Origin of the sequence: Novosphingobium sp. fls2-241-R2A-195, from assembly GCF_030209485.1 — a bacterium.
Taxonomy (GTDB): domain Bacteria; phylum Pseudomonadota; class Alphaproteobacteria; order Sphingomonadales; family Sphingomonadaceae; genus Novosphingobium; species Novosphingobium resinovorum.
This window is the reverse complement of record NZ_JARVRY010000004.1, coordinates 59,580-84,275: the sequence shown is the minus strand read 5'-3', so window position 1 is coordinate 84,275 and position 24,696 is coordinate 59,580. Positions and strand designations below refer to the sequence as shown.

Sequence of the window (24,696 nt, the reverse complement as noted above, 5' to 3'; positions counted from 1 at the left end):
AGCCTGAGCGGAATTGGGAGGTTTACACTTAACCCCGCTCACCCTGAGCTTGTCGAAGGGTCAGGCTGAGCTTGTCGATGCCCCCCGCGTCACACGGCCCACGGTCCCGGAGCAAGTCCGGGATGACGAAACTGGATGGACTGCTTGCCTGACACCAACCCCTATATCGACGATCCCGAACTCGAACGCCGCCTCGCCTACGCCTTCGAGGAAACCGGCCCCGACAGCTTCCGTGTCGCCCCGGTCCCCAGCGGGCTGCTGCGGCTCTACGGCGGCATGGCGCTGTCGCAATGCCTCGCCGCCGCGCGGCTGACGGTGCCGCAGGACAAGGCGGCGCACAGCCTGCACGCCTACTTCCTCCAGCCCGGCCTCATCGACCGGCCGGTGGACTTCGCCGTCACCCGCGAAAGCGACGGACGCAGCTTTTCCAACCGCACCGTGCGCATGACCCAGGACGGCGCGCCGATCATCAACCTGATGGCCTCGTTCAAGGCGCCCGAACCCTCGGGCCGCCACGGCTTCCCGATGCCCGACGTGCCCCCGCCCGAGGGCCTCACCAGCCTGGCCGAACTGGTGGCGGCCTACGGCGATCGCCTGCCCGAGCGGCACCGCCCGTTCTGGCGCCGCCGCCAGCAGGTGGACTGGCGCCCGATCGGCCTGTTCCCCTTCGACGAGCGCGAGGTGCGCCCGGCGGCGCGCGACTTCTGGTTCCGCTTCAACGGCACCGTGGACGGTCCGCTGGATGTGCAGCAGCGCCTGCTCGCCTATGCCACGGACCTGCATATCTTCCACACCGCACTCGGCCCGCTGGGCATCGGCTGGGCCAACGACTTCCTGCAGAGCAGCAGCCTCGACCACGCGATATGGTTCCATGACGATTTTCGCGTGGACGAATGGATGCTCTACGCGATGGACAGTCCCGCCGCGACCGATGCGCTGGCGCTCGGCCGAGGCAATATCTTCCGCCGCGACGGCACCCTCGTCGCCACCGTCAGCCAGCAAGGCCTCGCGCGGATGCTGGACCAGAAACGCGAAGGAAAGCTGTGACTTCCGAGCCGTTCGTCCCCGCCAGACCCCATCGCACGTTCGAAGACCTCGAACTGGGCGAGTTCCGCCGCTCCTCCTCGCGCACGGTGATGCAGGAGGAAATCCTGGAATTCGCGCGCAAGTACGATCCGCAATGGTTCCACACCGACCCGGAAAGCGCCGCGCAGTCGGTCTTCGGCGAAGTGGTGGCGAGCGGCATCCACGTCCTCGCGCTGTGGCGGCAGATGGACCACGAGATAAACTGGGACATCGACTGGGTCTGCGGCGTGGGCTGGGACGAACTGCGCCTGAAACGCGCGATCCGGGCCGGCGACACGATCCACGTCACCAGCGAGATCGTCAGCCTCGAACCCTCGAAGACCCGCACCGATCGCGGCACGGCGATGACACGCTACGCCGTGCTCCTCGACGACGGGACCGAGGCGGTGACTTTCACCAGCATCAACCTGGTCTACACGCGCGGCGCGAGGGAGCGGATGGCCGGCACCGCGCGCTAGAAACGCGGGTGCCGGGCCACCCCCTCATGGCTCTGTAACCGAGGGGGCTTCGACAAGCTCAGCCTGAGCGGAATTGGGAGGTTTACACTTAACCCCGCTCACCCTGAGCTTGTCGAAGCCCCCTCCGCCACTACCGCCGCTGATCGAACCGCCGCCCGAGCATGGCCCCGGCTATATTGACCTTCTGGATATCGATCGCCCCGCCGGCGATGCCCCAGCCCCACGAGTCCCGCAGGCGACGCTCCATCGGGAACTCCTTGGAGTAGCCGTAGGCCCCCATCAACTGCATCGCATCGCCCGTCACCTCGCGCGCGATGGTGTTGGCGAAGCACTTGCCGGTGGAGCTGTGCAGCACCGAAGGCAGCCCGTCCTCGGCCAGCGAGGCAGCGCGCCAGATCAGCAGTCGGGCGGCCTCGATCTTCATCTGCATCTCGGCCAGCTTGATCTGCACCGCCTGGAATTCGGCGATCGCCTTGCCGAACTGCTTGCGCTCCTGAACGTAGACGCTGACGTCCTCCAGCGCGCCCGATGCCTGCGCCAGCGACATCGTGGCATTGCCGCAGCGTTCGAGGTCGAAGGCTTCCATCAGCTTCTTGAACCCGCCGCCCGCCTGCACGATGATATTGTCGAGCGGCACTTCGCAGTCGTCGAAATTGATGTCCGACGACGGCACGCCGCGAAAGCCCATCAGCTCCTCGTTCGGGCCGAACGAGATGCCGGGCGCGTCCTTTTCCACCAGCACCGCGCCGATGCCCTTTGCGCCCGGATCGTCCGAAAGGCGGCAGTAGACGACATAAGCGTCCGAGTGGCCACCGCCCGAGCACCAGCGCTTGGTGCCATTGATGATCAGCTTGTCGCCCTTGACCACGCCCTTGGTCTTGAGGTCGGTCAGCGCGCTGCCCGCATCCGGTTCGGACATGGAGACCGCCACCACCATGTCACCCGAGCAGACGGCCGGAACCACGCGCTTCTTCAGCGTGTCGGACGCGAAATGCTCGATCGCGCGGACCGGGCCGACCGAGCTTTCGAAGATCGGAAAGCCGACCGCCGAGGAAATCTTGCCGAATTCCTCCAGCACGATCAGCGCCTCGATGTTGCCGAGACCCAGACCGCCGAGTTCGCTCGACACGTTGATGCCGAGAAAGCCCATTTCGGCATAGCGCTTGACCAGCGCGCGGCTCGGCGGCTTGTTGTCGCGCTCCAGCTCGGCGGCGATGGCGGGCAGCTCGGCGCGGGCGAAAGTACGGGCGGCTTCCTGCAGCTGGAGCTGGTCTTCGGTCAGCTTGAAGTTCATCGTTTCTTTTCCGTCAGAGCAAATGGGGCTGTTCGATGAGGTTCGCGAGCGCGGCCATGAAGCGGCCACCGTCGGCCCCGTCGATCGCGCGGTGGTCGCACGACAGGGACAGATGGAGCACCGGCACGATGCGGATCGCGCCGTCGTCGTCGATGGGCTCGGGCCGGGCGGTGCCGACCGCAAGGATCGCGCCCTGCGGCGGGTTGATGATGGCGTCGAACTGTTCGACCCCGAACCCGCCGAGGTTGGACAGCGAGAAGCTGCCGCCGGTGAATTCCTCCGGCTTCAGCTTGCCGCTGCGGGCGCGCTGGGCGAGGCCCTTCATCACACTCCCGATCTCGGCCACGGAGAGATCGTCGGCCCCGAAGACGATCGGGGTGACGAGGCCCTTCTCGGTCGCCACCGCCACCGAAATGTCGGCCGAGCCGAAGCGGTGGATCTCGTTGCCGTGGACCTGCACGTTGACGGCAGGCACTTCCAGCAGCGCGAGGGCGCAGGCCTTGACGATGAAGTCGTTGACGCTGGGCTTCTCCGGGCCAAGCGAGGCGCGCAGGGCCAGCAGCCGGTCGGCGCGGACGCGGCGGCGGACGTAGAAGTGCGGGATCTGCTGCTTCGCCTCTGTCAGCCTGCGCGCAATGGTGCGGCGCATCGAGGACATCGGCAGCACATCGACATCGCCCGAAGCCGGACGCGGTGCGGGAGCCGCTGCGACAGGTGCCGGCGCCGCGCTGGCGGGCGCCGGAGCGGGTGCCGGTGTCGGGGCCGCCTGCTGAACGATCGCCAGCACATCATCACGCCGCACCTTGCCGCGCGCGCCGGAGCCCTTGATCGTGGCAAGGTCCAACCCGTGCAGCACGCCCAGACGGCGGGCGACGGGGGTGGAAAGCACGGGGCTGTCCGGCGTCGCCGCAAACACGCCGACCAGCTGCGGCGTGGCCTCGGGCCGCGCGGCCTGATGCACGTCCTGCGCGAATATCCGGCCACCCCGGCCCGTGCCGGTGACGGTGGCGAGATCGACACAAAGGCGCTGCGCCTCCGCCAGCGCGGCGGGGCTGATGGCAAGGCCTTCGGGCACCGGCGGCGCTACGGGTGCAGCGGGCTTTTCCGGTTCGGCGGCGGGCGCGGCCGGAGCGGGTGCATCGTCCCCGTCCGGGCCGAAGCCGCTTTCGGAAGGGCGGAACGCCGCGATCACCGCGTCGATCTCCGCCGCGCTGGCTTCGCCGCCGTCGCTCAACACCGCCAGCAGCGCGCCGACCGGGTAGGTCTGCCCGGCTTCGGCAAGGATGCGCACGAAGCGGCCGTCCTTCTCGGCCTCTATCTCGTTGGTGATCTTGTCGGTCTCGACCAGCGTGAGCACGGCGCCGCGTTCGAACGGGGCGTTTTCGGCCACCATCCAATCGGCGATCGTGCCTTCGGCCATTTCGATGCCCCACTTGGGCATCGTGAAGGGAGTGAGTTTGGCCATGTGCCCTCCCCTCAGCGGAAGGCGAGGACGCGGCGGACCGCTTCCTCGATCTTCTGCGGCGAAGGCACCCAAGCGCGTTCAAGGTTGCGGGCGAAGGGGATCGGGCTGTGCGGCGCGGTCACCATCGCGGGCGGGGCCTTGAGGCTGGTGAAGGCGCGCTCGGTCACCATCGCGGCGATGTCGGCGGCGAGGCTGCAGCGCGGCGGGCTTTCGTCCACCACGACCAGACGGCCGGTCTGCTCCACCGATTCCAGGATGGCGTCCTCGTCGAGCGGACTGGTGGTGCGCAAGTCGAGCAAGTCGATGCCGATGCCGTCCTTCGCCACTGCATCCGCCGCTTTTTCGGAAAAGTTCACCATGCGCCCGCAAGCGACCACGGTGACATCGCCGCCCTCGCGCACCACGCGCGCTTCGCCGAAGCGCTGGCGGTGGTCGCCCTCGGGCACTTCGCCCTTCACGCCGTAGAGCGTCTTGTGTTCGAAGAACATCACCGGGTCGTCGCCGCGCAGGGCCTCGGTAAGCAGGCCCTTGGCGTCGGCCGGGGTGGTGGGCAGCACCACTTTCAGGCCGGGCATCGCCGTCAGCATCGCGTAGACCGACTGGCTGTGCTGCGCCGCCGTCTGCATCCCCGCGCCGTAGACCAGCCGCACCACGGCGGGGCATTTGGTCTTGCCGCCGAACATGTAGCGGAACTTGGCCATCTGGTTCCAGATCTGGTCGAGGCTGACGCCCACGAAGTCCGCGAACATCAGTTCCGCCACCGGCCGCTTGCCCGAAAGCGCCGCGCCCGCCGCCGCGCCGATGATGGCGCTTTCGCTGATGGGCGTGTCGATCACGCGCTCCGGCCCGAATTTCTTCCAGAGCCCCGGACTGGTGCCCCAGATGCCGCCGATCGCCTCGGGCCCTCCGGCGGTGCCGTTACCGCCCACCACGTCCTCGCCCAGCAGGATGATGTCGGAATCGCGTTCCATTTCCGCGTGCAGCGTCGAGACGATTGCCTCGCGGATGTTCATGATGGCCATCTGCGGTTCCTCAGTAGTATTCAACGTAGACGTCGTCGGCGACGGTGGCGGGATCGGGCTGCTCGTCGGCACGCGCCTCGGCCACGGCCTCCTCGATCAGGGCGAGCACTTCGGCGTCCACCGCATCGAGATCGGCGTCGGTCAGCAGCGCGGCGCCGGTGACGCGGGCGCGGAAGGCCTTGAGGCAGTCCCGCTCGGCGCGAATGCGATCGAGTTCGCCCTTGCCGCGATAGCGCTGCGGATCGCCTTCGAAGTGGCCGTAGTAGCGCTCGGTATCCAGCTCGATCGCGGCCGGGCCATTGCCGGCACGGACATATTCGAGCAGCTCGGTGAAGGCTGCATACGTCTCGAAGAAGTCGCAGCCATTGGCGCGCCACGCCTTCATCCCGAAGCCTTCGGCGCGGCTGGCGATGTCCTTGCTGGTGCCCACGGCGTAGGCATCGCCGGTGTGCTCGGAATAGTGGTTGTTCTCGAAGACGAAGATCGCCGGAACCTTGGTCACGACGGCGAGGTTCATCGCCTCGAAGGTGGTGCCCTGATTGCAGGCGCCGTCGCCGGAGAAAGTCACGCCCACCCTGCCCTTGCCGTCTATGCGCGCGGCGATCGCGGCACCCACCGCCTGCGGTGCACCGCCGCCGACGATGCCGTTCGCGCCGAGCATGCCCACTTCGAGGTCTGCGATGTGCATCGAGCCCGCGCGGCCCTTGCAGAGACCTCCGGCGCGGCCGTAGATCTCCTTCATCATGCCCTTCACGTCGCAGCCCTTGGCGATGCAGTGGCCATGGCCGCGATGGGTGGAGACGATCTTGTCGTCCACGGTCAACTGATCGCAGATGCCCACGGCAACCGCTTCCTGCCCGGCGTAGAGGTGCGTGAAGCCGCCGATCTCGCCGGTCTTGATCTCTTCGTGCAGGCGTTCCTCGAATTCGCGGATGGTCTTCATCCGGCGATAGGCGCCCAGCAGTTCGTCGCGGTTCAGTTGCATCGCCCGCTTCTCCCGTTGGTGTTCTTAAATCGTCGTCCCGGACTTGATCCGGGACCGGTGGCTGTCTTTAGGCGCGCCCTGCCGAGGGTTGGGTGACGCTCGGCCAGCGGTCCCGGATCAAGTCCGGGACGACGTCCTTGTCACAAGTCATCCGGCCCCTTCCCGTGCGTGTAGATGTAGTCGTCCAGCACCTTGTGGAAGTGACGGATGCGCAGTTCCTGATCGCCGATGTGCAGGCCGGGGAAGAAGTCCGACTGCATGCCCGTCTGCACCGTCGGCAAGTTGAAGGCATCCTGATCGAGCACCTGACCGATGGTCTTGTCGCCGTGTTTGAAGCGCTGATGGCGGACCCGCTCCGGCCATTCCTCACCCTCGGGGACGAGGCCGAACATCCAGATGTCGTAGTACATCTTGTTTGGGTCGGTGGCGTGCGGGCGCTGACGGAACAGCATGACGTCGTCCGCGTGGACGTTCACCGACACGTTCGGGAAGATCGTGTAGTGGTAGTCGTCGGTCAGCTGCTCGTCATTGAGTTCGGAATAGTCCTTGCCCTGCGCCGCGCCGTGCTCGCGCTTGAACAGCTGCACGTCGCGGCGAATGTCGGAGACGCGGCCCTCGTATTCGGCCGGGTCCATTCCCGCATGCACCATGATCTCGTGGATCGCGGGTGGGATCTGGCTCGGCATCGCCACGCGCGGGGATATCGCCGCGAAGGGGATCAGGTAGCGGTTGTGCTTGCCGTAGCAGTCGATCTGGACGTTGACGTCGTCGAGATACCACTTGAGCTGCGGGTGGATGCCCTGGACGTGGTAGGTCTCGCTGAAGGCATCGACCGAGGTCTTCCAGTTGCAGTCCCACTCGACGGTGATGTCGCGCATCCATGCCATCCGCTCGGGATGATAGGGTTCGAGGTGGCGCTTCAGCGGATCGATGAAGTCGTCGAACGGCTCGACGTTCGGATCGAGCGAGAACCACACGAAGCTGTTCCACTCGATGCACGGCAGCGGCGTCAGCTTCATGCCGTCCGGACCGCCCTGCACGAAGGTGCACAAGTCCGGGATATGCTCGAGCTTGCCGTCGAGGCCATAAGTCCAGTGATGATACATGCACTGGAACTTCTCGGCATTGCCGCGCCCCTCGGGACGCAGGCGGTTGCCGCGATGGAGGCACAGGTTTGGGAAGGCGCGGATCGAGCCATCCGCCTGCCGGACGATCAGCACGGATTCCTTGCCGATGTCGGTGCAAATGTAGTCGCCCGGCTCCTTCAGATCGTCGGAGCGGCCGCCGAGCAGCCACACCTTGGTCCAGACCCGCTCCCACTCCAGCTTCATGAACTCGGGCGAGTAATAGCGCGCGGCCGGGATTATGTCGGTGCCCAGCTCCGGATCGGGCGCACGCTCCGTCGGGGTGCCGTTACCCACGGACTCGGGATCGACGCGGAACACGTCGACGACGCGCTTGACGTCCATCGACGCCCGGTCCCAGCCCATGACATGCGGCTTCATCAGAAGTGCGTCCTGTTGGTGAAGCCCCCGTCGACGACGAGGTGCGACCCGTTACACCAGCTGGCCGCGTCGCTGGCGAGGAAGGCGATGGCCTTGGCCACTTCCTCCGGTCGGCCGAGGCGGCCCGAAGGCTGCTGGCGAAGCTGGGAAGCGTAGAACTTCTCCATCGTGCCCTTGATCATGTCCCAGTTGCCGCCCTCGAACTCGATCGGACCGGGGGAGACGACGTTGACGCGGATGCCGTTCTTGCCGTGCCACAGCGCCAGCTGCTTGCCCCAGGTGATGAGGCTGGCCTTCATCGCGTTATAGGCCTGCGGGCCGCCCATCGCCTCGCCCACCGAAGTCGAGCCGAGCAGGACGATCGCGCCGCGCTGCTGCTCGGTCATCTTCTCGATCACGCCCTCGACCGCGCGGACCACGCCCATCACGTCGGTCTCGAAGGCGTTGTACCAATACTTCTCGCTGCCCATGCCGCCGCCGGCCGAGGTGAAGGGGACGAGGATATCGACACCGTCGAGCGCTTCGATCGCCCAGTCGATCCAGGCCTTGTATTCCTCGGGCTGCTTGGCGTTGACGGCCTTGCCGACGACTTTGGTGCCGTACTTCGAAAGGTTGGCGACGGCGTCCTTGACGCTGTCCTCGCTGCGCGCGGTGAGTGCGATGTCGCAGCCCTCGCGCGCCAGGACTTCGGCCACCGAGTAGCCAATGCCGCGCGCCGCGCCGACGAGGATCGCCTTCTTGCCCGCCAGTCCCAGATCCATTCGCTTCTTCCTTGTTCCGTATGGCCGCGGAGTCGGAGTGCGGCCTTGAAGTCTTGAGAGGACTGTAAGCCCCTCGCCCCGGACGATGCAATAAAAAAGACAATCACGACTGCCTTTTTTGTTTTCGGTTTCAAACCGCCTGCAACTCCGCGATCAGCCCCTCGCGCAGGCGGAACTTCTGGATCTTGGAGGTCGACATCGGCCACTCCGCGACGAAGCGCACATGACGCGGGATCTTGAAGCTGGCGATGCGGCCCTTGCAGTGGTCGATCAACTGCTGCTCGCTGGCGCTCTCGCCCTCGGCGAGTTCGACGAAGGCGGCGGGGACTTCGGAGTAGCGGTCGTCCGGCAGGCTGACGACCTGCGCCAGCTTCACCGCCGGGTGCGTCTGCAGCATGGCCTCGATCTCCGCCGCCGCGACGTTCTCGCCGCCGACCTTGAGCATGTCCTTGGTACGGCCATGGAACATGACGTTGCCGTCCGCGTCGATCGAGCCGATGTCGCCGGAGAAGAACCAGCCGCCCCGGATGGCCTCGGCGGTCTTTTCGGAGGCGTTGTAGTAGCCCTTGAGGATGTTCGGGCCGCCCAGCACGATCTCGCCCTGCTCTCCCGGCCCGCAATCCTCGCCGGTTTCGGGATCGACGATGCGCACCTTCCACTCGTCTAGCGGCACCCCGCAGCGGCCGGTGCGCACGTCATAGCTGTCGGAAAGACGGCTGGTGGAGACGGTGCCCGCGCCTTCCGTCAGCCCGTACGTGCCGACCTGAATGGTGTGCGGCATGGCCTCGGCCACCGCCAGTTTGATCCATTCGGGCTGGACCGCAAAGTTGGAGTTCATCACCCGCAGCTTCGACAGGTCGGTGTCCTTGAAGGTCGGGTGGGTGATGAGGTCCTGCATGATCGTGACGAAGCTGGGATAGGCGATCGTCGCGCCCTCGTTGCCCAGCATCGCCAGCCCTACCCCGGCATCGAAGCGCGGGATCGTCATGTAGACGCCGCCGAGGTCGAGGATCATCGTCATCGGCAGGATGCCGGCGATGTGGAAGATCGGCAGCGGCGACCAGACCTTGTCCTCGCCGGTGCATTCGTAGCGCACACCGAGATTGCGGCTGTTCGCCACTTGCGCGCGGTGGCTGATCATCGCGCCCTTGGGATTGGCCGTGGTGCCCGAAGTATAGAGGATCATCGCCGTATCCTGCGGCGAGACGGCGTCGATCCGCGCATCCACTTCGGCCTCGGGCGTCTCCAGCCCCGCCCCCAGCGCCGCGCGGGCGGAAACAAGGTAAGGCGCGCACCGGTCGTCCAGGCACACGATGCTGCGCAGGCGGGGCACCTCGGGCAAGGCAAGCGCCCAGGGATCCTCCGCCTGCGTCAGCGAGGGCAGTGCCGCTTCGAGACGCGCGCTGAAATCGAGACCGTCGGCGACTTTACCGATGGTGATGATCGTCACGAGATCGGCGTCGGCGGCGACGAAGCCCAGTTCGCTCGCCTGATACCGCGCGTTGACCGGCACCGCGACGGCGCCCGCCATGGTGATGCCATAGAACGCGGTGATGAAGTCCACGCAAGTCGGAAGCAGCAGCCCGACGTTGTCGCCGGGCTTCACCCCCATCGCCACGAACGCCCGCGCCCAGCTGCGCGCTGCCTCGTTCAGTTCGGTGTACGTCAGCCGCCGGTCCGGCAGCACGATCGCATCGCGGTCCCCGAACTTGCCTGCCGAGGATCGCACCATCTCGCCCATAGTCAGGATCGGCCTATCGCCCATTCCCGCTCTCCCATGTCCTGTGCTCTTATCAGATCGCGCGGCAAAGCACCCGATCATGCGAACTGTGTTTGACGCCAGCTTATCAAGCGGTGGGAAAAATACAATCAGTCATGTCTGTTTTGTTTACGGGCTTGGCAAGGTGATGCCAGCGCGGCGATATCCGCAGGAATGGCCGCGATCCGGGTCCTTCGGGTGCTTGCCTAACGGGCGGTCCAGAGCGTAAGCGGATTGAATCCGCAATCACTGCCGACAGCATTTTCCAGGCGAATCACATGGCTCTTTCGCGCACGCGCACCACCCGCACTGCAAAGCCCGCCGCTCCCAAGGCGTCTCCCGCAAAGAATGGCGGCACGACCCTGCAGGCGACCAAGGCGGCACAGACGCGCGCGCGGCTGATCGATGCGACGGTGCGCTGCCTCGTCAAGCACGGCTACGCCAACACCACGACCCCGCGCGTGGCCGAGGAGGCGGGCCTGTCTCGCGGAGCGATGATGCACCACTTCGAGAACGGCGCCGCGCTCATCAAGGCGACGATCATCGAACTGCACGAGAAGCGCCTGCGCGCTTTCCGCCGCGCCGCCGAAAAGCCGGAGGAGCACGACGTCGACACGCTTGTGGAAGTCTATTGGGCACAGGTCCAGAAACCCGCGTTCATCGCCTTCCACGAACTTGCCGTGGCGGCGCGCACCGACAAGGACCTCGGCGCGATCCTCTTCCCGCTGCAGGAGGAATTCCGCGAACGCTTCAACGCGCAGGCCGATGCCCTCTTCCCCGAATGGCGCGATGCTCCGGCCCAGTTCGACATGGCCATGAACCTGTCCCAGACGATCCTCGAAGGCATGGCCATCGCGGTGCAGACCGGCGCGATGGACAAGGCCAAGGTCCCGGCCATGCTGACCCATCTTGAGAACCAGATCCGCGCGCTGATGCCGTGGCACAAGGGCGCCGCCGTCTCGTAAAAACAATCTTGTTTGTCTTTTTGATCGGCCGCCGCTACCGTGGTGGCGGGCAGAGGATCAACGCGGCGCAAGTCGGCCTCTGTCCCGATTCGTGAGGACAAGAGATTTGAACGCGCCCAGCAACTACACCGCGAAAGTGTTCCGCCCCGAAGACGATGGCCCGGACCGTCCGGCGCGTGGCCTTGACGAAGAGGCGCTGCGCCAGCAGTCCACGATCTACCGGGACGACATGCTCGCCGGGCAGACGGTGCTGATTACGGGCGCGGGCAGCGGCATGGGCAAGGCGGCGGCGTTCCTGGCGGCAAGGCTGGGCGCCAACGTCGCGATCTGCGGGCGCGACCTGGACAAGCTGCAGACCACCGTGGACCTCGTGCGCGAAGAGGTCGGCAGCGAAGTCCTCGCCGTATCGACCAACATTCGCGATCCCGAAGGCGTCGAGGCGCTGATCGGCACGGTTCATGACCACTTCGGCGGGCTCGATACGCTGGTCAACAACGCGGGCGGGCAGTTCCCACAGGACGCCATAGACTTCACCCGCAAGGGCTGGCTGGCGGTGATCGACACCAACCTCAACGGGACCTGGTGGATGATGCAGGAAGCCGCCAAGCGCTGGCGCGAGGACGGCAAGCCGGGCAACATCGTCAACATCGTGGCGAACGTCGAGCGCGGCATGCCGCAGGCGGCGCACACCTGCGCGGCGCGTGCGGGGGTGATCTACCTCTCCAAGACGCTTGCCACCGAGTGGTCGCAGTGGAACATCCGCGTCAACTGCATCGGCCCCGGCGTAATCGAGACCGAGGGCTTCCGCATGTACCCGGAGGAAGCGCTCAAGCGCTTCCACAAGGCCAACCCGATGCGGATGCGCGGCAACGCCTGGGACGTGGCCGAGGCGATCGCCTACCTCGCCTCCCCGGCGGCGCGGTTCATCAATGGCGACCTCATCATCATGGACGGCGGGCAGGCCCAGTGGGGCGTGATCTGGCCCGCCGGAATGCCGGAATATTTCAGCGAGGACGGGGCTGCGTAGCCCATGCCCTTTTCTTCGTCATTGCGAGCGTAGCGAAGCAATCCAGGGCAGTTGAATGCCGCGCTGGATTGCTTCGCTACGCTCGCAATGACGAACAAGTTTGTTCCTAAGACGAAAACGGGAGAGAGACATGGGCCGGGTTGAAGGCAAAGTCGCGCTGGTCACCGGCGGCGGCTCGGGGCTGGGTGCGGCGGATTGCGAGGCGCTCGCCCGTGAAGGCGCCACCGTGGTCGTCACCGACGTGAAGCTGGAGACCGCGCTCGCCGTAGCCGACCGCATCGGTGGCGGCGCACTGGCGATGGCGCTCGACGTGGCGGACGAAGGGCAGTGGATCGCCGTCATGCAGGAGATCGAGGCGCGCTTCGGCAGGCTCGACGTGCTGGTGAACAACGCAGGCGTGGTGCTCAGCGCCGACGTCGAGGATACCACGCTCGAACAGTTCCGCTGGGTCAGCGCGATCATGACCGACGGCGTGTTCCTGGGCTGCAAGCACGCGATCCCGCTGATGAACAAGGGGAGCGGCGGCTCCATCGTCAACATGAGCTCGACCGGCGCCCTGCTCGGCTATCCGATCTTCTTCGCCTATTCCGCCGCCAAGGGCGCGGTGCGGGCGATGACCAAGTCGGTCGCGGTGATGTGCCAGGAAAAGGGCTACAAGATCCGCTGCAATTCGGTCCATCCCGGCGCGATCGAGACGCCGATGGTGCAGACCGCCGAAGGCCGCCTCGACAAGCCGAAGGAAATCCCGGACGGCGTCCTGCCTCCGGGCACGCCGGGCCATCCCAAGGACGTGGCGGCGCTGGTGCTGTTCCTCGCCTCGGACGAATCCCGCTTCATCACCGGCGCGGAGCTTGTCATCGACAACGGCGTGACGATCAGGCCGTTCTGACCGGTCAGAGCAGGAGCGGCTGCCCTTCCTCCATCGCCAGCAGCCAGGCTTTCGCGTCGATGCCGCCGGCGAAACCGGTGAGGTTGCCGCTCTTGCCGATCACGCGGTGGCACGGCGCGATGATCGAGATGGGGTTGCGTCCGTTCGCCGCACCGACCGCGCGGCTTGCACCCGGAGTGCCGAACCCGCGCGCGATCTCGCCGTAGCTTCGCGTTTCGCCGAAGGGAATTTCCAGCAGCGCGGCCCAGACCTTGCGCTGGAATTCCGTGCCCCGGAAATCCAGCGGCAGGTCGAACACGCGCCGACCGTCCGCGAAGTACTCGCGCAATTGTGTCTGCGTGGCGGCAAGCACCGGATGTTCTTCGTCGATCAGCGGACCAAGGGGAACCCGGTCCGGCCGATCATTCTCCCACAACACCGCGACCAGCCCGGCGTCGCCGCCCACCAGCGTGAGTTCGCCCACCGGCGACGGCATCGTGCGGCGATAGAGAGGCTGTTCCATCCGCGCCTCCTTGCCGCCGCCGCGCCGAGTGTCAATCCGTCACCAGATCATAACCGGAACATTTATACCGTCTAACCTTCCAACCACCGATCCAGTTCGACATGGAAATGCCTTAGCCGCGCTTCCTGCTCGCCCCAGAGCGGGCCACGGAACCCCCGCGAACGCGCGCCCGCCTGAACGATCGGCAGCAGGTCGGAGTCCTGATCCAGAACCTCGCCCATACCCGGCGGTTCGCCGAGCCCGGTATGGACCACCTCGGGCCGCGTCGCGCCCGTCACGTCGACCTCCGCGCCCAGCCCCATCCAGCCCGGCGCACCGTAGCCGGGGGCATCGACGTGGCGGTAGAGGATGGTGGTCTCGTAGGTGAACTGCTCCGGATCGCTGGCATGCGGCTTGAAGCGATGGAGGAACACCGCCTCGGGGTGGCAGCCGATCTGGGTATTGGGAAATATCCCGAAGATCGTCGCATCGGTCAGTTGCGCATCGGAGAAGTGCGAATAGTCCAGCCCGATCCGCGCCGCCCGCTCCCGCTTGGCATGGGCCACCGCGGCGCGGCTTTCCATGGCGGTGCCGGTGAAGCTGTCCGGATCGACGCCCGCGTCGGCCAGCAGCATGGCGATGCCGGGATTGATCCTCTCCTGATCCGGGAAGTGCGAGTTGGGCTGGGCCATCGGCACGAACTGGCGCGAGAGGCCGTGCGGGAAGAGGTCGATGTGCGTGCGGTCGTCGATCACTCCCATCGTCTGCGGATGGATCGCGTGGAGGTGATAGCTCTCGTAGAAAGCGTCGATCCCGCCCTTCCAGTTCGCCGCCCAGTCCGACCGGCGATGCTGGACGACGTGCATCCGGTCCATGCCGTAAGTCTCCAGCATCGGCAGGATCGGTGCGAGAAACTCGGCCAGCGGCCGCGCGCCCTCGTCCATGTTGATGAAGACGAGGCCCGCCGCTTCCTCCGCGCGAACCGAGGTCAGGTCGGTGCCATGGCAGAGCACTTCGGGACGGAAGGTCTCGGCGTCGGTCACCTTCTGGTTGTGCCCGTCGATCCCGTAACGCCACAAGTGGAACGGGCAGGTGAAGCTGTCCTGGCTGCCCATCTCTCCGGTGACGAGGCGGCTGCCCCGGTGCGGGCACACGTTGTAGTGCGCCGCGACCGAGCCGTCCGCCTGCCGCACGACGATGAAACTCTCCGGTCCGGTATCGAACTTCACCCAGTCGCCGGGCTCGGGAATATCGCTGGACGGCGCGGCGAGCAGCCAGGTGTGGGCGAAGACCTCGTCCCATTCGCGGGCGAAGAATTCGGGCGAGGTATAGCGCGCGGGATCAGGGCGTGCGGTGCCGTTGTCGATCGCCGGGGCGGGCTGGTCGAACGGATGATCGGAGCCCTTGTGGACGGTCCAGCTGCGCGGATCGTAGTTCATACGCCTGCCTCCATCCGGCGGTCGAGTTCGGCGTGGAAGTGGCGTAGACGGCCTTCCTGCTCGCTCCACAGCGGTCCCCGGAAACCGCGCGAGCGGGCGCCCGCCTGCACGATGGGCAGGAGGTCGGAGTCCTGATCCAGCACCTCGCCCAGCCCCGGCGGCTCGCCGAGGCCAGTGTGAACGACCTCGGGCCGGGTGGCGCCGGAAAGGTCGGTGTCCTCCCCCAGCCCCATCCATGCCGGAGCGCTGTAACCGGGCGCGTCGACGTGGCGGTAGAGGATGCAGGTGTCGTACGTGAACTGGTTCGGATCGCTGGCATGCGGCAGGAAGCGATGGAGGAAGATCGCCTCCGGATGGCAGCCGATCTGGGCATTGGGGAACAGGCCGTAGACGACGGAGTCGCTGAGCTGGCTGTCGCTGAACCGCTCATAGCCGAGCCCGAGGTCTGCGGATCGGCGGCGCTTGGCCTGCTGCACCGCCCGGCGGGTTTCGGCGGCAGTGCCATCGTACGTCTCGGGATCGATCCCGGCGTCGCGCAGCATCGACTGGATGCCGGGGTTCACCGTCTCCTGATCCCCATAGCGCGCGGCGGGCTGCGCGAAGGGCACGAACTGGCGTGAGAGGCCGCCCGGCCAAAGGTCGATCTGGGTGCGGTCGTCCATCAGGCACTGCGTCTGCGGGTGGACGGCATGGAGGTGGTAGATCTCGGCGAAGGCATCCACCCCGCCCTTCCAGTTCGCGCCCCAGTCGGAGCGGCGGTGCTGCACCACGTACATCCGATCGATGTCGTAGAGTTCCAGATGCGGCAGGATCGGCGCGAGCCATTGCTTCAGCGGCTCGACCTGCGGGTCCATGCAGATGAACACCAGCCCCACCGCCACCTCGCAGCGTACCGAAGTGAGATTGCGGTCATGGCACAGGACTTCGGGCCGGAACGTCTCCGGATCGGTCACCGCGACGTTGCGGCCCTCGAGGTCGAACTTCCACGAATGGAACGGGCAGGTGAAGCGGTCGAGCGAGCCGAAGTCCGAGGTCACGAGGCGGCTGCCACGGTGAGGGCAGACGTTGTAGTGCGCATGGATCGCGCCGTCGTCGCCGCGCACGACGATGAAGCTCTCAGGTCCCACATCGAATGTGAAGAAGTCCCCCGACTCCGGAATGTCGGAGGCAGGCCCGGCCAGCAGCCAGCTCCTGGCGAAGACCTTTTCCCACTCCTCGCGCATGAAAGCGCGGTCGTGGTAGCGGCGCGGGTCAGGCCGCCCGGTGCCGTTGTCGATCGCGGGCGAAACCCGCGCGTTGAACGGATGCGGCGTGCCGACATGGATGTTCCAGTCGTCGAAATCGAGCTTCATCATGGTCATCCCTCTCCTCTGGGATCCACCGGGCGGCCGTCTCTCATGTCCGACTCACCCTCGGGGTGGACATTCAGTAGAAAACAGTCATGAATGTTTTTCAAGAAGGATCGCGACCACCCGTGCCGACCGGACGCGGGAACGCGGCATAGCGGGAGAGTGACCGAGATGAGCCGCATCTATGGCAGGATTTTCCAGATCGCCTACGTCGTCCCAGACCTCGACGAAGCGGTCGAGCACTGGACGAAATCGATGGGAGTCGGACCGTTCTACGACTTCCCGATTCCCCTTCCCTTCGAGGAACTTTCCGTCGCCGACAGCCCGGCGCCGCTGGACGAACCGATCTTCGGAGGCGTCTCGATCAGCTACAGCGGCGACACGATGATCGAACTGATCCAGCCCGGCGCGGCGCCGTCCACCTACCGCGATTTCCTGGAAAGCGGCAAAAGCGGCGTGCATCACTACGGCACCTGGATCGACGACTACGAGGCCACGCTGGCACAGGCACGGGCGGACGGCGTGCCCGTGCTGCTGGAAGGCCGCCTGCCGCTGTCGCGCTTCGCCTATCTGGACACGGCTCGCGACGGCCTCAGCCCTCTGATCGAGGTCATCGCACCGCTGCCGCCGATGGTCGAGCTGTTCGCCATGATCAAGGGCGCGGCGGCGGCCTGGGACGGCTCCGATCCGCGCCGCTCGATCTGAAAAGCCCTTGCGAAAATGCCCCAAGGCATATCCGTAACGGATATGGTCCGATTTGAAGTTTCCTCGAGAATCCCCATATCGGGCTCATGACGGAAGAATCCTCCCGATTGAGCAGGCGCATGCTCATGGCCGGAAGCGCGGCCGTTGGAATCGGCGCGCTGGCGCAGTCCACCTCGAGATCGCTCGGGCCGTTGGCGCCGCCAGCGCCCGTGCGTATTTCGGCACCGCCGAAGCTGGTCGAAGCGCGTCCCGCCGCTCCGCGTTCGGCATTCTCCACCGTCGATCCCAAGCTGCTGCGCAAGGCGCTCGCCTCGCTCGATCGGCATTCGAAGCTGATCAAGGCCCATGATCGCATCGCGATAGTCGATTTCGACGCGCCATCTTCCGAGATGCGCATGCATTTTCTCGACGTTATCGATGGCAAGGCCTCGAAGCTGCTGGTCGCTCACGGCTCGGGTTCCGACCCGCACCATACCGGCTTTGCCGAGCGGTTTTCGAACGCCTTCGGTTCCAATGCGTCGAGCGAGGGCGCCTTTCTCACCGACGACTATTACGTCGGCAAGCATGGCCGTTCGCAGCGCCTGATCGGGCTCGATACGACCAACAACAATGCGCTGGACCGCGCGGTCGTGATCCATAGCGCGTGGTATGCGAATGACGACATGATCCGCGCGCACGGCAAGCTCGGGCGCAGCCAGGGCTGTTTCGCGGTGGGTGAGAACAAGCTCGACGATGTCTTCCGGTTTCTCGGCAAGGGACGGATGATCTACGCCGGACGGGCTTGAGCCGGGCGGCTTGACTGGCCTATGGGCCAAGCCCCGTCCTCTCCTGCCGAGAATGCCATGCCTCCCGTGAAAGACCTCGTCCAACTTGGCCAGCGCGTCGCCGCCACCCATGGCTGGGCCGCCGCCAAGGCATTCAAGGCTTACGCATGGACCGAGGCCGACCAGGCGCGCATCGCCGCCTGCGCCGCCGATCTTCTGAAAGTGTTCCCGCAGCAGCCCGGAACCGGAATGCTGCTCAGCGCTGCGCTTGCCGTGCAACTGGAACGCCATCTCAATGCCCCCGTGCATCTGGTGGCCGGTACGCTGAGCATCGACGGCACGCCTGTACGCGGCGACTGCGAGCCATTCGACGGGGCGCAGGTATTCGGCGAGGACAAGCCTACATGGAATGGGCATGTTTGGATCATGGTCGGCGCCCACGTCGTCGACGTCGCCATCTTCGGGCTTGCCCGTTCGGCCGATTGCCACCCGGAACTCGCGCGGCACGTTCATTCAGTCTTCGGCCAGGACAAGGGCCTTTACGCCGACCAGTGGCGCCGCGCGCGCCGCGTGGGGCTGGAGTACGAGCCGCAATACGTGCTGAGCAGCGAGGACGTCGATTGCCTGATGACCGCCGCCTACCGCCTTCTGTCCGGCGACTGAAGAGGTGACTGCGCCGATCCTCTACAGCTTCCGTCGCTGCCCTTACGCGATGCGGGCAAGGCTGGCAGTGATCGTAAGCGAAATGCGCTGCGAACTGCGGGAGGTCAAACTCTCCGCCAAGCCCCGGGCCATGCTGGCGGAGTCTCCCAAAGGCACTGTTCCGGTGATGGTCATGCCGGACGGCGAAGTGATCGACCAGAGCATCGACATCATGCGCCGGGTGTTGGCCGCCCATGACGCCGAAGGCTGGCTCGAGCGCGACGATCCCGCGCTCATTGCCGTCAACGACGGACCGTTCAAACACGACCTCGATCGCTACAAGTATCCCGAGCGTCACGATGGAGACCCATTGCTGCACCGTTCGAGTGGCCTCGATTTCCTGCGCGAACTGGACGCGCGACTGACACGAACCGCCAACCTCTCGGGAGAAGCGCGGGGAATGTCGGACGCCGCAGTCATGCCCTTCGTGCGCCAGTTCGCGGCCGTAGACAGCGAATGGTTCGCCGCACATGCACCGTCCCACGTGCAAGACTGGCTCTCCCGGCACCTCGCATCACCGCTGTTCGACGCCGCGATGGTGCGCGTGCCGCCGTGGGCGCCTGAAACCCCGAAGGTGATGTTCCCGCACTGAGGCAACGTTTGCCCCGCTCGGACTTTGTCTTCCACAGGCACGCGAAGTCAGGGAACCGACCGTAGGCATGGATCAGGCTAGCGAAACCTCCGACAGCGCGCCCGGCCGTGCAAGGCACAAGCGGCTGCAGCTTCGCATTCTTGCAGGCTTCGTGCTTGGTCTCGGTGCAGGACTGCTGACGTACACGCTCGCCCCCGACGCGCCATGGATCGCGCCCCTCGTCGAATATGTCACGATGCCGATCGGGCAGATTTTCCTGCGGCTGCTGTTCATGCTGGTGCTGCCGCTGCTGTTCTCCGCGCTCGTCATCGGCATTGCGGAGATGGGCGAGATCCGCGCCTTGCGGAACGTCGGGGTAGCCACGCTGGTCTATACCCTGATCGTCTCGGGGATCGCGGTTGCCATCAGCCTCGCCCTCGTCAATGTCCTGAGGCCAGGGGACGGCGTGGACCGGCAGGCAGCGCAGGAACTGCTCGCCAAGGGTGCGGATTCGGCCGGCAGCATCCTGCAGACCTCGGCAAAATCGACCACGGGCGTCGATGCCGTGCTGGCGCTGGTGCCTTCCAACGTGATCACCGCGATGAGCGAGAACGACATCCTCGCCGTCATGTTCTTCGCGCTGTTCTTCGGCATCGGCCTGCTGCTGGTGCAGAGCCCGCGCACGGAGACGCTCAAGGATGCCATCGAAGGCGTCTTCGAGGTTGCGATGAAGCTGATCGGTATCGTCATCCAACTCGCGCCGATCGCGATCTTCTGCTTCATGTTCAATCTCTCGGCGCAGTTCGGATGGGACCTGCTGGGCAAGCTCGCGGCCTTCGCGGGGGTCGTGCTGCTGGCGCTGGGCCTGCAGATGTTCGGCGTCTACCCCCTGCTCCTCGCCTTCATTGCGCGCAGGAATCCGATCGCGTTCTTCCGCTCGACCCGCGAAGTCAGCCTGCTGGCCTTCTCGACCGCGAGTTCCAACGCCACCCTGCCCACCTCGCTGCGCGTCGCCGACGAAGAACTCCACCTCCCCAACAAGATCGCCCGCTTCGTGCTGACGATCGGAGCGACCGCCAACCAGAACGGCACCGCCATGTTCGAGGGCGTGACGGTGCTGTTCCTCGCGCAATTCTTCGGCGTCGACTTGAGCCTGGGGCAACAGCTCTATGTGATGGTCATCTGCATTCTCGCCGGAATCGGCACGGCGGGCGTTCCCGCCGGATCGCTGCCGGTAGTTGCGCTAATACTCGGCAGCGTCGGCGTCCCGCCCGAGGGCATCGGCCTCATCATCGGCGTCGATCGCTTCCTCGACATGTGCCGCACGACCCTCAACGTCATCGGCGACCTCGTATGCGCCACCGTCATCTCTGCCGTGAGCGCTCCTGAAAAAGCTGTCGCAGCCTGATCAGGCTGGCGGCCCCCTTCGCGATGAAGTACGCAGCCCTCGATGGAAATCCGCCAGCTGAGACACTTCCTCGCGGTCGCCGAGGCGCGCAACTTCCGGCTCGCCGCCGAGCGCGTGAACCTGTCCCAGCAGGCCGTCAGCAAGAGCATCCTTCAACTGGAGCGCAGCCTGTCCATCAGCCTGTTCGAACGCGGGCGACAGGCGGTGCTGCTGACCGAGGAAGGGCGGCAACTGCTGGCCTACGCGCGCGACATCCTTGCCGACGTGCGCCGCTTCGACGACGCCCTTGCCGATACCATGGGCCGCAAGCACGGCCACCTGCGCATCGGCGCGACGCCGAACCTTCTGAGCGAGGCCATTCCCGACACGCTCCGGATTTTCCACGAGCGCTATCCAGAAGCGCGCCTCTCCGTGGATCGTGGCGACTTTCCGCTGCTGCGCGACACGATGCTGCAGGGTGATCTCGACCTGATCCTCTGCTCCAGCCCCGAGCAGATCCCCCGCCATCTCGTTACCACCAGCGTCATCGCCCGCGACCGCAACGTCGTGGTGGTGCGCAAGGATCATCCGCTCGCAAATGCGGCCGCCGTCTCCACAGCGATGCTGGCGGGCTATCCGATGCTCGCGATCCACAACTACCCGCGCGGCGAGAGCTATCTGGAGCGGATCTTCGCCGGATCGCCGACACCGCGACCGATGCTGAAAGCCGCCTCGATCGACTTCGCGATGGCATGGCTGCGCCGCAGCGACTTCTGGTGGATCGCGCCTCTTCGGCAAGCCCGGCCCCACGTTCGCGATGGCCTCCTTGCCGTGCTTCCGGTCGAGCCGGAGGACGCGGGATGGGAGCTTGTCATGGCGACCCGGCGCCACGCCCGGCCTACTCCGGTCGTCACCGCCTATTGCGACATCGTGAAGGCCTATCTCGGAGCGCATGAGGACGACAACCAAAAGTTGTCGTAAATTCTCCCGATTTGCTGGCCGCGCCATTTCGCCGGCCATAGACTTTGCCGCGGGAAGCGATGAGGCCGTGCTGAGGCCGCAAGCGGCAAGGGAATTCGCATGGCCGGTCAAACCAAGGGCTACGCACGCACGGGTGCAGGGCAGATCCATTTCCGCTCGGTCGATGGACCGGGCATCCCCCTAGTCCTCCTGCACCGCACGCCGGTTTCGTCTTCCAGCTTCGACGCGATGCTGGATTATCTCGATGGACGTAATGCCGCCGTGGCGCTCGACACGCCCGGCTTCGGGCAGTCTTTCCGGCCGGACGGCAGCCCCTCGACCGAAGAGTACGGCCGCTGGCTGCTGGAGGCGCTCGACGCGCTCGGCATCGGCAGGCTCCACCTCGCCGCACATCACACCGGCACGCACTTCGCGGCGGAGATGGCCCGGCTCGCACCTGAGCGGGCGCAATCGCTGACCCTTTCCGGCGTCCTTTATGCGCCCGAGGAAGATCGCGCCAAGATGCGCGCCGACATCGGCAACGCCGCGCCGATCGCCAGCGACGGCTCGCACGTCTCCAACTGCTGGGACCTGATGAAAAGCCTGTTCCTCGACTACGACGGCCCGCTCGTCCATGCGGAGACGCTGGGCGCGCTCACCGCCATGGAGGCGCGTGACCAAGCCTTCGACGCGATCTTCGCGCAGGATTTCGGCGCGGTGTTCCGCGAGGTCCGCTGCCCGGTGCAGATCGTGCAAGCAGCCGACGACCCGCTCACCCTCGGCGGAATGCTCACCCGCTTCCGCGAAGACTTCCCGGCCGTGTCCTTCTATCCGACCGGCCCGGCCTTCCTCGCCACGCCGGAGCGCCAGGCGGGCCAGTTCGCCCGCGCACTTCTCGACTTCATCCAGCCTCCTTACGCAACGGACAAGACCATGGCAAACAAGCGCTACACACTGAAGCAGGGCGACACCGGTTACGACCTCGTACGCGCCGACGCACAAGTGCCCTCGCCCGCGCACGGCGAAGTGGTCGTGCGGGTCCACGCGGTTTCGATCAACCGCCGCGACGTCAGCATCCGCGACCTCAGCTACCCGGTGAACGGTGCCGACAACTTCACGCCGTTGTCCGATGCAGCAGGCGAAATCGTCGCGCTTGGCGCGGGCGTCGAACGCTGGCAGGTGGGCGACCGGGTCGCCTCGACGTTCTGTCAAAACTGGGCGGATGGCCGCCTGACCCTGCCCGCTGCGGTCTCGTCCCTCGGTGGCGGTGGGCCGGGCGTCTTCGCGGACTATGTCGTGCTTTCGGCCTCCGGCATCACCCGCATTCCCGAGGGCTGGAGTTGGGAGGAAGCAGCCGCCCTGCCCTGCGCCGGCGTCACCGCATGGCGCGCCTTGATGACGCTCGGCAAGCTGGAGAAGGATGACTGGGTCCTGATCATCGGCACCGGCGGCGTGGCGTTGTTCGCTTTGCAGATCGCGGTTGCAGCAGGCGCGAAGGCGATCGTGCTCTCCTCCAGCGACGAGAAGATCGAGACCGTCAAGGCGATGGGCGCCCACTCCGGCGTCAACTACGTCACCACGCCCGAGTGGGCCGACGCGGTGCGCGCCATCACCGGCGGCGCGGGCGTCAATCAGGTGGTCGAACTGGGCGGCAGCGGCACCATAGGCAAGTCGATCGCCAGCCTCGGCCTCGATGGCCACCTTGCCCTGATTGGCGCGCTCGACGGTTTCGGAGGCGACATTCCCGCGATGCCGATGATCTTCGCGGCATTGCGCGTCAGTGCGGTACTGGTCGGCTCGCGCGCCGATCAGGAAGCGCTGGTGGCCTTCATGGAAGACAACAGCCTGCGTCCCGTCATCGACCGGGTGTTCCCCTTCGAGGAAGCGGAAGCCGCCTACACCCGCACCGCATCGGGCGCGTTCGGCAAGGTCATCGTCTCGCTGAACGATGCGGCCTGATTGGAGTAGAATGCCATGAGCAAGCACATCGTAATCGTCGGCGGCGGCATCGCCGGAATGACCGCAGCTGCCGCGCTGGCACAGCAGGACTTCCGCGTCACGCTGCTCGAATCCGCGCCGCAACTCGGAGAGATCGGCGCGGGTGTGACCCTGTCGCCCAACGCCATGAAGGGCCTCGATTTCCTCGGCGTCTGCGAGAAGGCGGCAGCGGTCGGCGTCGAGCCTACCCGCCAGCGCATCCAGCACTGGCAGGACGGCCGCACGCTGGTGCAGATGGACCGTTCCACACAGCGCGCCAAGTACGGCGCGCCTTACGTCACCATCCACCGCGCCGACCTGCATGAAGTCCTGACTGCCGCAGCCCTCGATGCAGGCGTCGAGGTCCGCTGCGGCGCAGCCGTGGTCGGCAGCGAAGGCCCCGAGGCGATCCTTGCGGGCGGAGAGCGCATCGGCGGCGACCTGCTGGTCGGCGCGGACGGCGTGAAGTCCGTCATCCGCCAGCGCTTCGAAACGACGGCCGCGCACTTCACAGGCCACGTCGCATGGCGCGCGCTGGTGCCGGTGACGCCGGAACTACAGGAACTCTCCGACTTCCCCGGCATCTTCATCGGCCCCGGCGCGATGCTCAACCGCTACAACGTGCGCGGATCGAAGGTGATGAACCTCGTGTTCTTCGCCAGGCAGGCCGGGTGGAACGAGGAAGGCTGGATGCTCCCCGCCGACCCCGCCGAACTGCACAGCATCTACGCGGGTTGGTGCGATGATGCACAAAAGCTGGTCGATGCAGCTTGCGCCCAGCCTCTGTTTAAGTGGGCGATCAATGCCCGCAGCGCGCTTCCCAACTGGATCATCGACGACAACGTGACGCTGATCGGCGACGCCGCGCACGCCATGACCCCATTCCTCGGCCACGGCGCCGCCTGCGGGATCGAGGATGGCGTGGTGCTCGCCCGCGCACTCCGGGCCTCGAACACGATCGGTGGGGGGCTTGCCCGCTATCAGGCCGCACGCCATGAACGCGCGAGTTTCATCCAGGCGGAATCCAACGCCAATGCCGACCGCATGCAGGGGCAGGATGCCGCCCTCTTCGGCCTCGGCGATATGAAGGACGAGGAATCGCTGGGCCTGTTCCAGTACGATTGCCGGACGGTGGAAGTATGACG

Annotated in this window: 23 protein-coding genes; 13 read left to right on the top strand and 10 right to left on the bottom strand. The window is 66.0% G+C overall.

All coding sequences use genetic code 11. The features are described from left to right. The first annotated feature begins 135 nt into the window (after nt 1-135). Both QRN25_RS03490 and QRN25_RS03485 read left to right on the top strand, forming a co-directional pair. On the top strand, nt 136-1,047 hold the full coding sequence (locus QRN25_RS03490; RefSeq protein WP_271182923.1) for an acyl-CoA thioesterase: 912 nt from the start codon (nt 136-138) through the stop codon (nt 1,045-1,047). After that, nucleotides 1,044-1,544 carry a MaoC/PaaZ C-terminal domain-containing protein gene (locus QRN25_RS03485; RefSeq protein WP_285017474.1) on the top strand — a complete coding sequence of 167 codons (501 nt, stop codon included), beginning with the start codon at nt 1,044-1,046 and terminating at the stop codon, nt 1,542-1,544. Before QRN25_RS03490 ends, QRN25_RS03485 begins: the two co-directional genes overlap by 4 nt. A 130-nt stretch (nt 1,545-1,674) precedes the next feature. Here the strand turns inward: QRN25_RS03485 and QRN25_RS03480 are convergent, their stop codons facing one another. The 7 genes from QRN25_RS03480 to QRN25_RS03450 form a co-directional block, all read right to left on the bottom strand. Further along, entirely contained in the window at nt 1,675-2,838 is a 1,164-nt protein-coding gene (locus tag QRN25_RS03480) for an acyl-CoA dehydrogenase family protein (protein WP_285017473.1), read from the bottom strand. 13 nt (nt 2,839-2,851) lie between these two features. Continuing rightward, on the bottom strand, nt 2,852-4,303 hold the full coding sequence (locus QRN25_RS03475) for a dihydrolipoamide acetyltransferase family protein (RefSeq protein ID WP_285017472.1): 1,452 nt from the start codon (nt 4,301-4,303) through the stop codon (nt 2,852-2,854). An 11-nt stretch (nt 4,304-4,314) separates the two neighbouring features. Further along, a complete protein-coding gene (locus QRN25_RS03470; RefSeq protein ID WP_271182926.1) occupies nt 4,315-5,325 on the bottom strand; it encodes an alpha-ketoacid dehydrogenase subunit beta in 1,011 nt (336 codons plus the stop codon). Between the two features lie 10 nt (nt 5,326-5,335). Continuing rightward, nucleotides 5,336-6,310, bottom strand: coding sequence for a thiamine pyrophosphate-dependent dehydrogenase E1 component subunit alpha (locus QRN25_RS03465; RefSeq protein WP_271182927.1), 975 nt, complete (start codon nt 6,308-6,310; stop codon nt 5,336-5,338). 140 nt (nt 6,311-6,450) lie between these two features. Next, nucleotides 6,451-7,815: an aromatic ring-hydroxylating oxygenase subunit alpha gene (locus tag QRN25_RS03460; RefSeq protein ID WP_285017470.1), complete on the bottom strand. Its 1,365-nt coding sequence runs from the start codon at nt 7,813-7,815 to the stop codon at nt 6,451-6,453. Then, complete coding sequence (locus QRN25_RS03455) at nt 7,815-8,576, bottom strand: SDR family NAD(P)-dependent oxidoreductase (protein ID WP_271182929.1); 762 nt, start codon at nt 8,574-8,576, stop codon at nt 7,815-7,817. The genes QRN25_RS03460 and QRN25_RS03455 overlap by 1 nt, the downstream gene beginning before the upstream one ends. 130 nt (nt 8,577-8,706) lie before the next feature. Next, the gene (locus QRN25_RS03450) at nt 8,707-10,341 is read right to left on the bottom strand and encodes a class I adenylate-forming enzyme family protein (protein ID WP_285017469.1); all 1,635 of its coding nucleotides are present in this window, start codon (nt 10,339-10,341) and stop codon (nt 8,707-8,709) included. A gap of 272 nt (nt 10,342-10,613) precedes the next feature. On the opposite strand from QRN25_RS03450, the gene QRN25_RS03445 reads away from it, so the two are divergent. The 3 genes from QRN25_RS03445 to QRN25_RS03435 all read left to right on the top strand — a co-directional run bounded on the left by QRN25_RS03445 (nt 10,614) and on the right by QRN25_RS03435 (nt 13,216). After that, a complete protein-coding gene (locus QRN25_RS03445; RefSeq protein ID WP_285017468.1) occupies nt 10,614-11,300 on the top strand; it encodes a TetR/AcrR family transcriptional regulator in 687 nt (228 codons plus the stop codon). 106 nt (nt 11,301-11,406) lie between these two features. Further along, complete coding sequence (locus tag QRN25_RS03440) at nt 11,407-12,327, top strand: SDR family oxidoreductase (RefSeq protein WP_285017467.1); 921 nt, start codon at nt 11,407-11,409, stop codon at nt 12,325-12,327. A 130-nt stretch (nt 12,328-12,457) separates the two neighbouring features. Continuing rightward, complete coding sequence (locus QRN25_RS03435) at nt 12,458-13,216, top strand: SDR family oxidoreductase (protein ID WP_008830388.1); 759 nt, start codon at nt 12,458-12,460, stop codon at nt 13,214-13,216. Between the two features lie 4 nt (nt 13,217-13,220). Here QRN25_RS03435 and QRN25_RS03430 read toward each other — a convergent pair whose 3' ends face one another. From QRN25_RS03430 to QRN25_RS03420, 3 genes are all read right to left on the bottom strand, one after another. Continuing rightward, on the bottom strand, nt 13,221-13,718 hold the full coding sequence (locus QRN25_RS03430) for a methylated-DNA--[protein]-cysteine S-methyltransferase (protein ID WP_285017466.1): 498 nt from the start codon (nt 13,716-13,718) through the stop codon (nt 13,221-13,223). A gap of 71 nt (nt 13,719-13,789) precedes the next feature. Continuing rightward, nucleotides 13,790-15,136: an aromatic ring-hydroxylating oxygenase subunit alpha gene (locus QRN25_RS03425; protein WP_285017465.1), complete on the bottom strand. Its 1,347-nt coding sequence runs from the start codon at nt 15,134-15,136 to the stop codon at nt 13,790-13,792. Beyond that, nucleotides 15,133-16,488 carry an aromatic ring-hydroxylating oxygenase subunit alpha gene (locus QRN25_RS03420; RefSeq protein WP_285017730.1) on the bottom strand — a complete coding sequence of 452 codons (1,356 nt, stop codon included), beginning with the start codon at nt 16,486-16,488 and terminating at the stop codon, nt 15,133-15,135. Before QRN25_RS03420 ends, QRN25_RS03425 begins: the two co-directional genes overlap by 4 nt. 168 nt (nt 16,489-16,656) lie before the next feature. Between QRN25_RS03420 and QRN25_RS03415 the strand changes: the two genes are divergently transcribed. From QRN25_RS03415 to QRN25_RS03380, 8 genes are all read left to right on the top strand, one after another. Continuing rightward, nucleotides 16,657-17,190, top strand: a complete 534-nt coding sequence (locus QRN25_RS03415; protein WP_271182935.1) for a VOC family protein — start codon at nt 16,657-16,659, stop codon at nt 17,188-17,190. A gap of 119 nt (nt 17,191-17,309) precedes the next feature. Beyond that, nucleotides 17,310-17,975 carry a murein L,D-transpeptidase catalytic domain family protein gene (locus QRN25_RS03410; RefSeq protein WP_285017729.1) on the top strand — a complete coding sequence of 222 codons (666 nt, stop codon included), beginning with the start codon at nt 17,310-17,312 and terminating at the stop codon, nt 17,973-17,975. Between the two features lie 57 nt (nt 17,976-18,032). Beyond that, nucleotides 18,033-18,617: a hypothetical protein gene (locus QRN25_RS03405; RefSeq protein WP_285017464.1), complete on the top strand. Its 585-nt coding sequence runs from the start codon at nt 18,033-18,035 to the stop codon at nt 18,615-18,617. Nucleotides 18,618-18,621: 4 nt separating this feature from the next. Beyond that, complete coding sequence (locus QRN25_RS03400) at nt 18,622-19,248, top strand: glutathione S-transferase (protein ID WP_285017463.1); 627 nt, start codon at nt 18,622-18,624, stop codon at nt 19,246-19,248. A 67-nt stretch (nt 19,249-19,315) separates the two neighbouring features. Beyond that, on the top strand, nt 19,316-20,635 hold the full coding sequence (locus QRN25_RS03395; protein WP_285017462.1) for a dicarboxylate/amino acid:cation symporter: 1,320 nt from the start codon (nt 19,316-19,318) through the stop codon (nt 20,633-20,635). 42 nt (nt 20,636-20,677) lie between these two features. Then, the gene (locus tag QRN25_RS03390; RefSeq protein ID WP_285017461.1) at nt 20,678-21,595 is read left to right on the top strand and encodes a LysR family transcriptional regulator; all 918 of its coding nucleotides are present in this window, start codon (nt 20,678-20,680) and stop codon (nt 21,593-21,595) included. 99 nt (nt 21,596-21,694) lie between these two features. Beyond that, entirely contained in the window at nt 21,695-23,533 is a 1,839-nt protein-coding gene (locus QRN25_RS03385) for an alpha/beta fold hydrolase (RefSeq protein WP_285017460.1), read from the top strand. A gap of 15 nt (nt 23,534-23,548) precedes the next feature. Continuing rightward, nucleotides 23,549-24,694: an FAD-dependent oxidoreductase gene (locus QRN25_RS03380; RefSeq protein ID WP_285017459.1), complete on the top strand. Its 1,146-nt coding sequence runs from the start codon at nt 23,549-23,551 to the stop codon at nt 24,692-24,694. Nucleotides 24,695-24,696 lie beyond the last annotated feature (2 nt).

Coding starts and splice junctions, on each gene's coding strand:
- QRN25_RS03490 (WP_271182923.1), top strand. CDS start 136: ATGGACTGCTTGCCTGACACCAACCCCTATATCGACGATCCCGAACTC.
- QRN25_RS03480 (WP_285017473.1), bottom strand. CDS start 2,838: ATGAACTTCAAGCTGACCGAAGACCAGCTCCAGCTGCAGGAAGCCGCC.
- QRN25_RS03475 (WP_285017472.1), bottom strand. CDS start 4,303: ATGGCCAAACTCACTCCCTTCACGATGCCCAAGTGGGGCATCGAAATG.
- QRN25_RS03470 (WP_271182926.1), bottom strand. CDS start 5,325: ATGGCCATCATGAACATCCGCGAGGCAATCGTCTCGACGCTGCACGCG.
- QRN25_RS03465 (WP_271182927.1), bottom strand. CDS start 6,310: ATGCAACTGAACCGCGACGAACTGCTGGGCGCCTATCGCCGGATGAAG.
- QRN25_RS03460 (WP_285017470.1), bottom strand. CDS start 7,815: ATGAAGCCGCATGTCATGGGCTGGGACCGGGCGTCGATGGACGTCAAG.
- QRN25_RS03455 (WP_271182929.1), bottom strand. CDS start 8,576: ATGGATCTGGGACTGGCGGGCAAGAAGGCGATCCTCGTCGGCGCGGCG.
- QRN25_RS03450 (WP_285017469.1), bottom strand. CDS start 10,341: ATGGGCGATAGGCCGATCCTGACTATGGGCGAGATGGTGCGATCCTCG.
- QRN25_RS03445 (WP_285017468.1), top strand. CDS start 10,614: ATGGCTCTTTCGCGCACGCGCACCACCCGCACTGCAAAGCCCGCCGCT.
- QRN25_RS03435 (WP_008830388.1), top strand. CDS start 12,458: ATGGGCCGGGTTGAAGGCAAAGTCGCGCTGGTCACCGGCGGCGGCTCG.
- QRN25_RS03430 (WP_285017466.1), bottom strand. CDS start 13,718: ATGGAACAGCCTCTCTATCGCCGCACGATGCCGTCGCCGGTGGGCGAA.
- QRN25_RS03425 (WP_285017465.1), bottom strand. CDS start 15,136: ATGAACTACGATCCGCGCAGCTGGACCGTCCACAAGGGCTCCGATCAT.
- QRN25_RS03420 (WP_285017730.1), bottom strand. CDS start 16,488: ATGAAGCTCGATTTCGACGACTGGAACATCCATGTCGGCACGCCGCAT.
- QRN25_RS03415 (WP_271182935.1), top strand. CDS start 16,657: ATGAGCCGCATCTATGGCAGGATTTTCCAGATCGCCTACGTCGTCCCA.
- QRN25_RS03410 (WP_285017729.1), top strand. CDS start 17,310: ATGCTCATGGCCGGAAGCGCGGCCGTTGGAATCGGCGCGCTGGCGCAG.
- QRN25_RS03405 (WP_285017464.1), top strand. CDS start 18,033: ATGCCTCCCGTGAAAGACCTCGTCCAACTTGGCCAGCGCGTCGCCGCC.
- QRN25_RS03395 (WP_285017462.1), top strand. CDS start 19,316: ATGGATCAGGCTAGCGAAACCTCCGACAGCGCGCCCGGCCGTGCAAGG.
- QRN25_RS03390 (WP_285017461.1), top strand. CDS start 20,678: ATGGAAATCCGCCAGCTGAGACACTTCCTCGCGGTCGCCGAGGCGCGC.
- QRN25_RS03385 (WP_285017460.1), top strand. CDS start 21,695: ATGGCCGGTCAAACCAAGGGCTACGCACGCACGGGTGCAGGGCAGATC.
- QRN25_RS03380 (WP_285017459.1), top strand. CDS start 23,549: ATGAGCAAGCACATCGTAATCGTCGGCGGCGGCATCGCCGGAATGACC.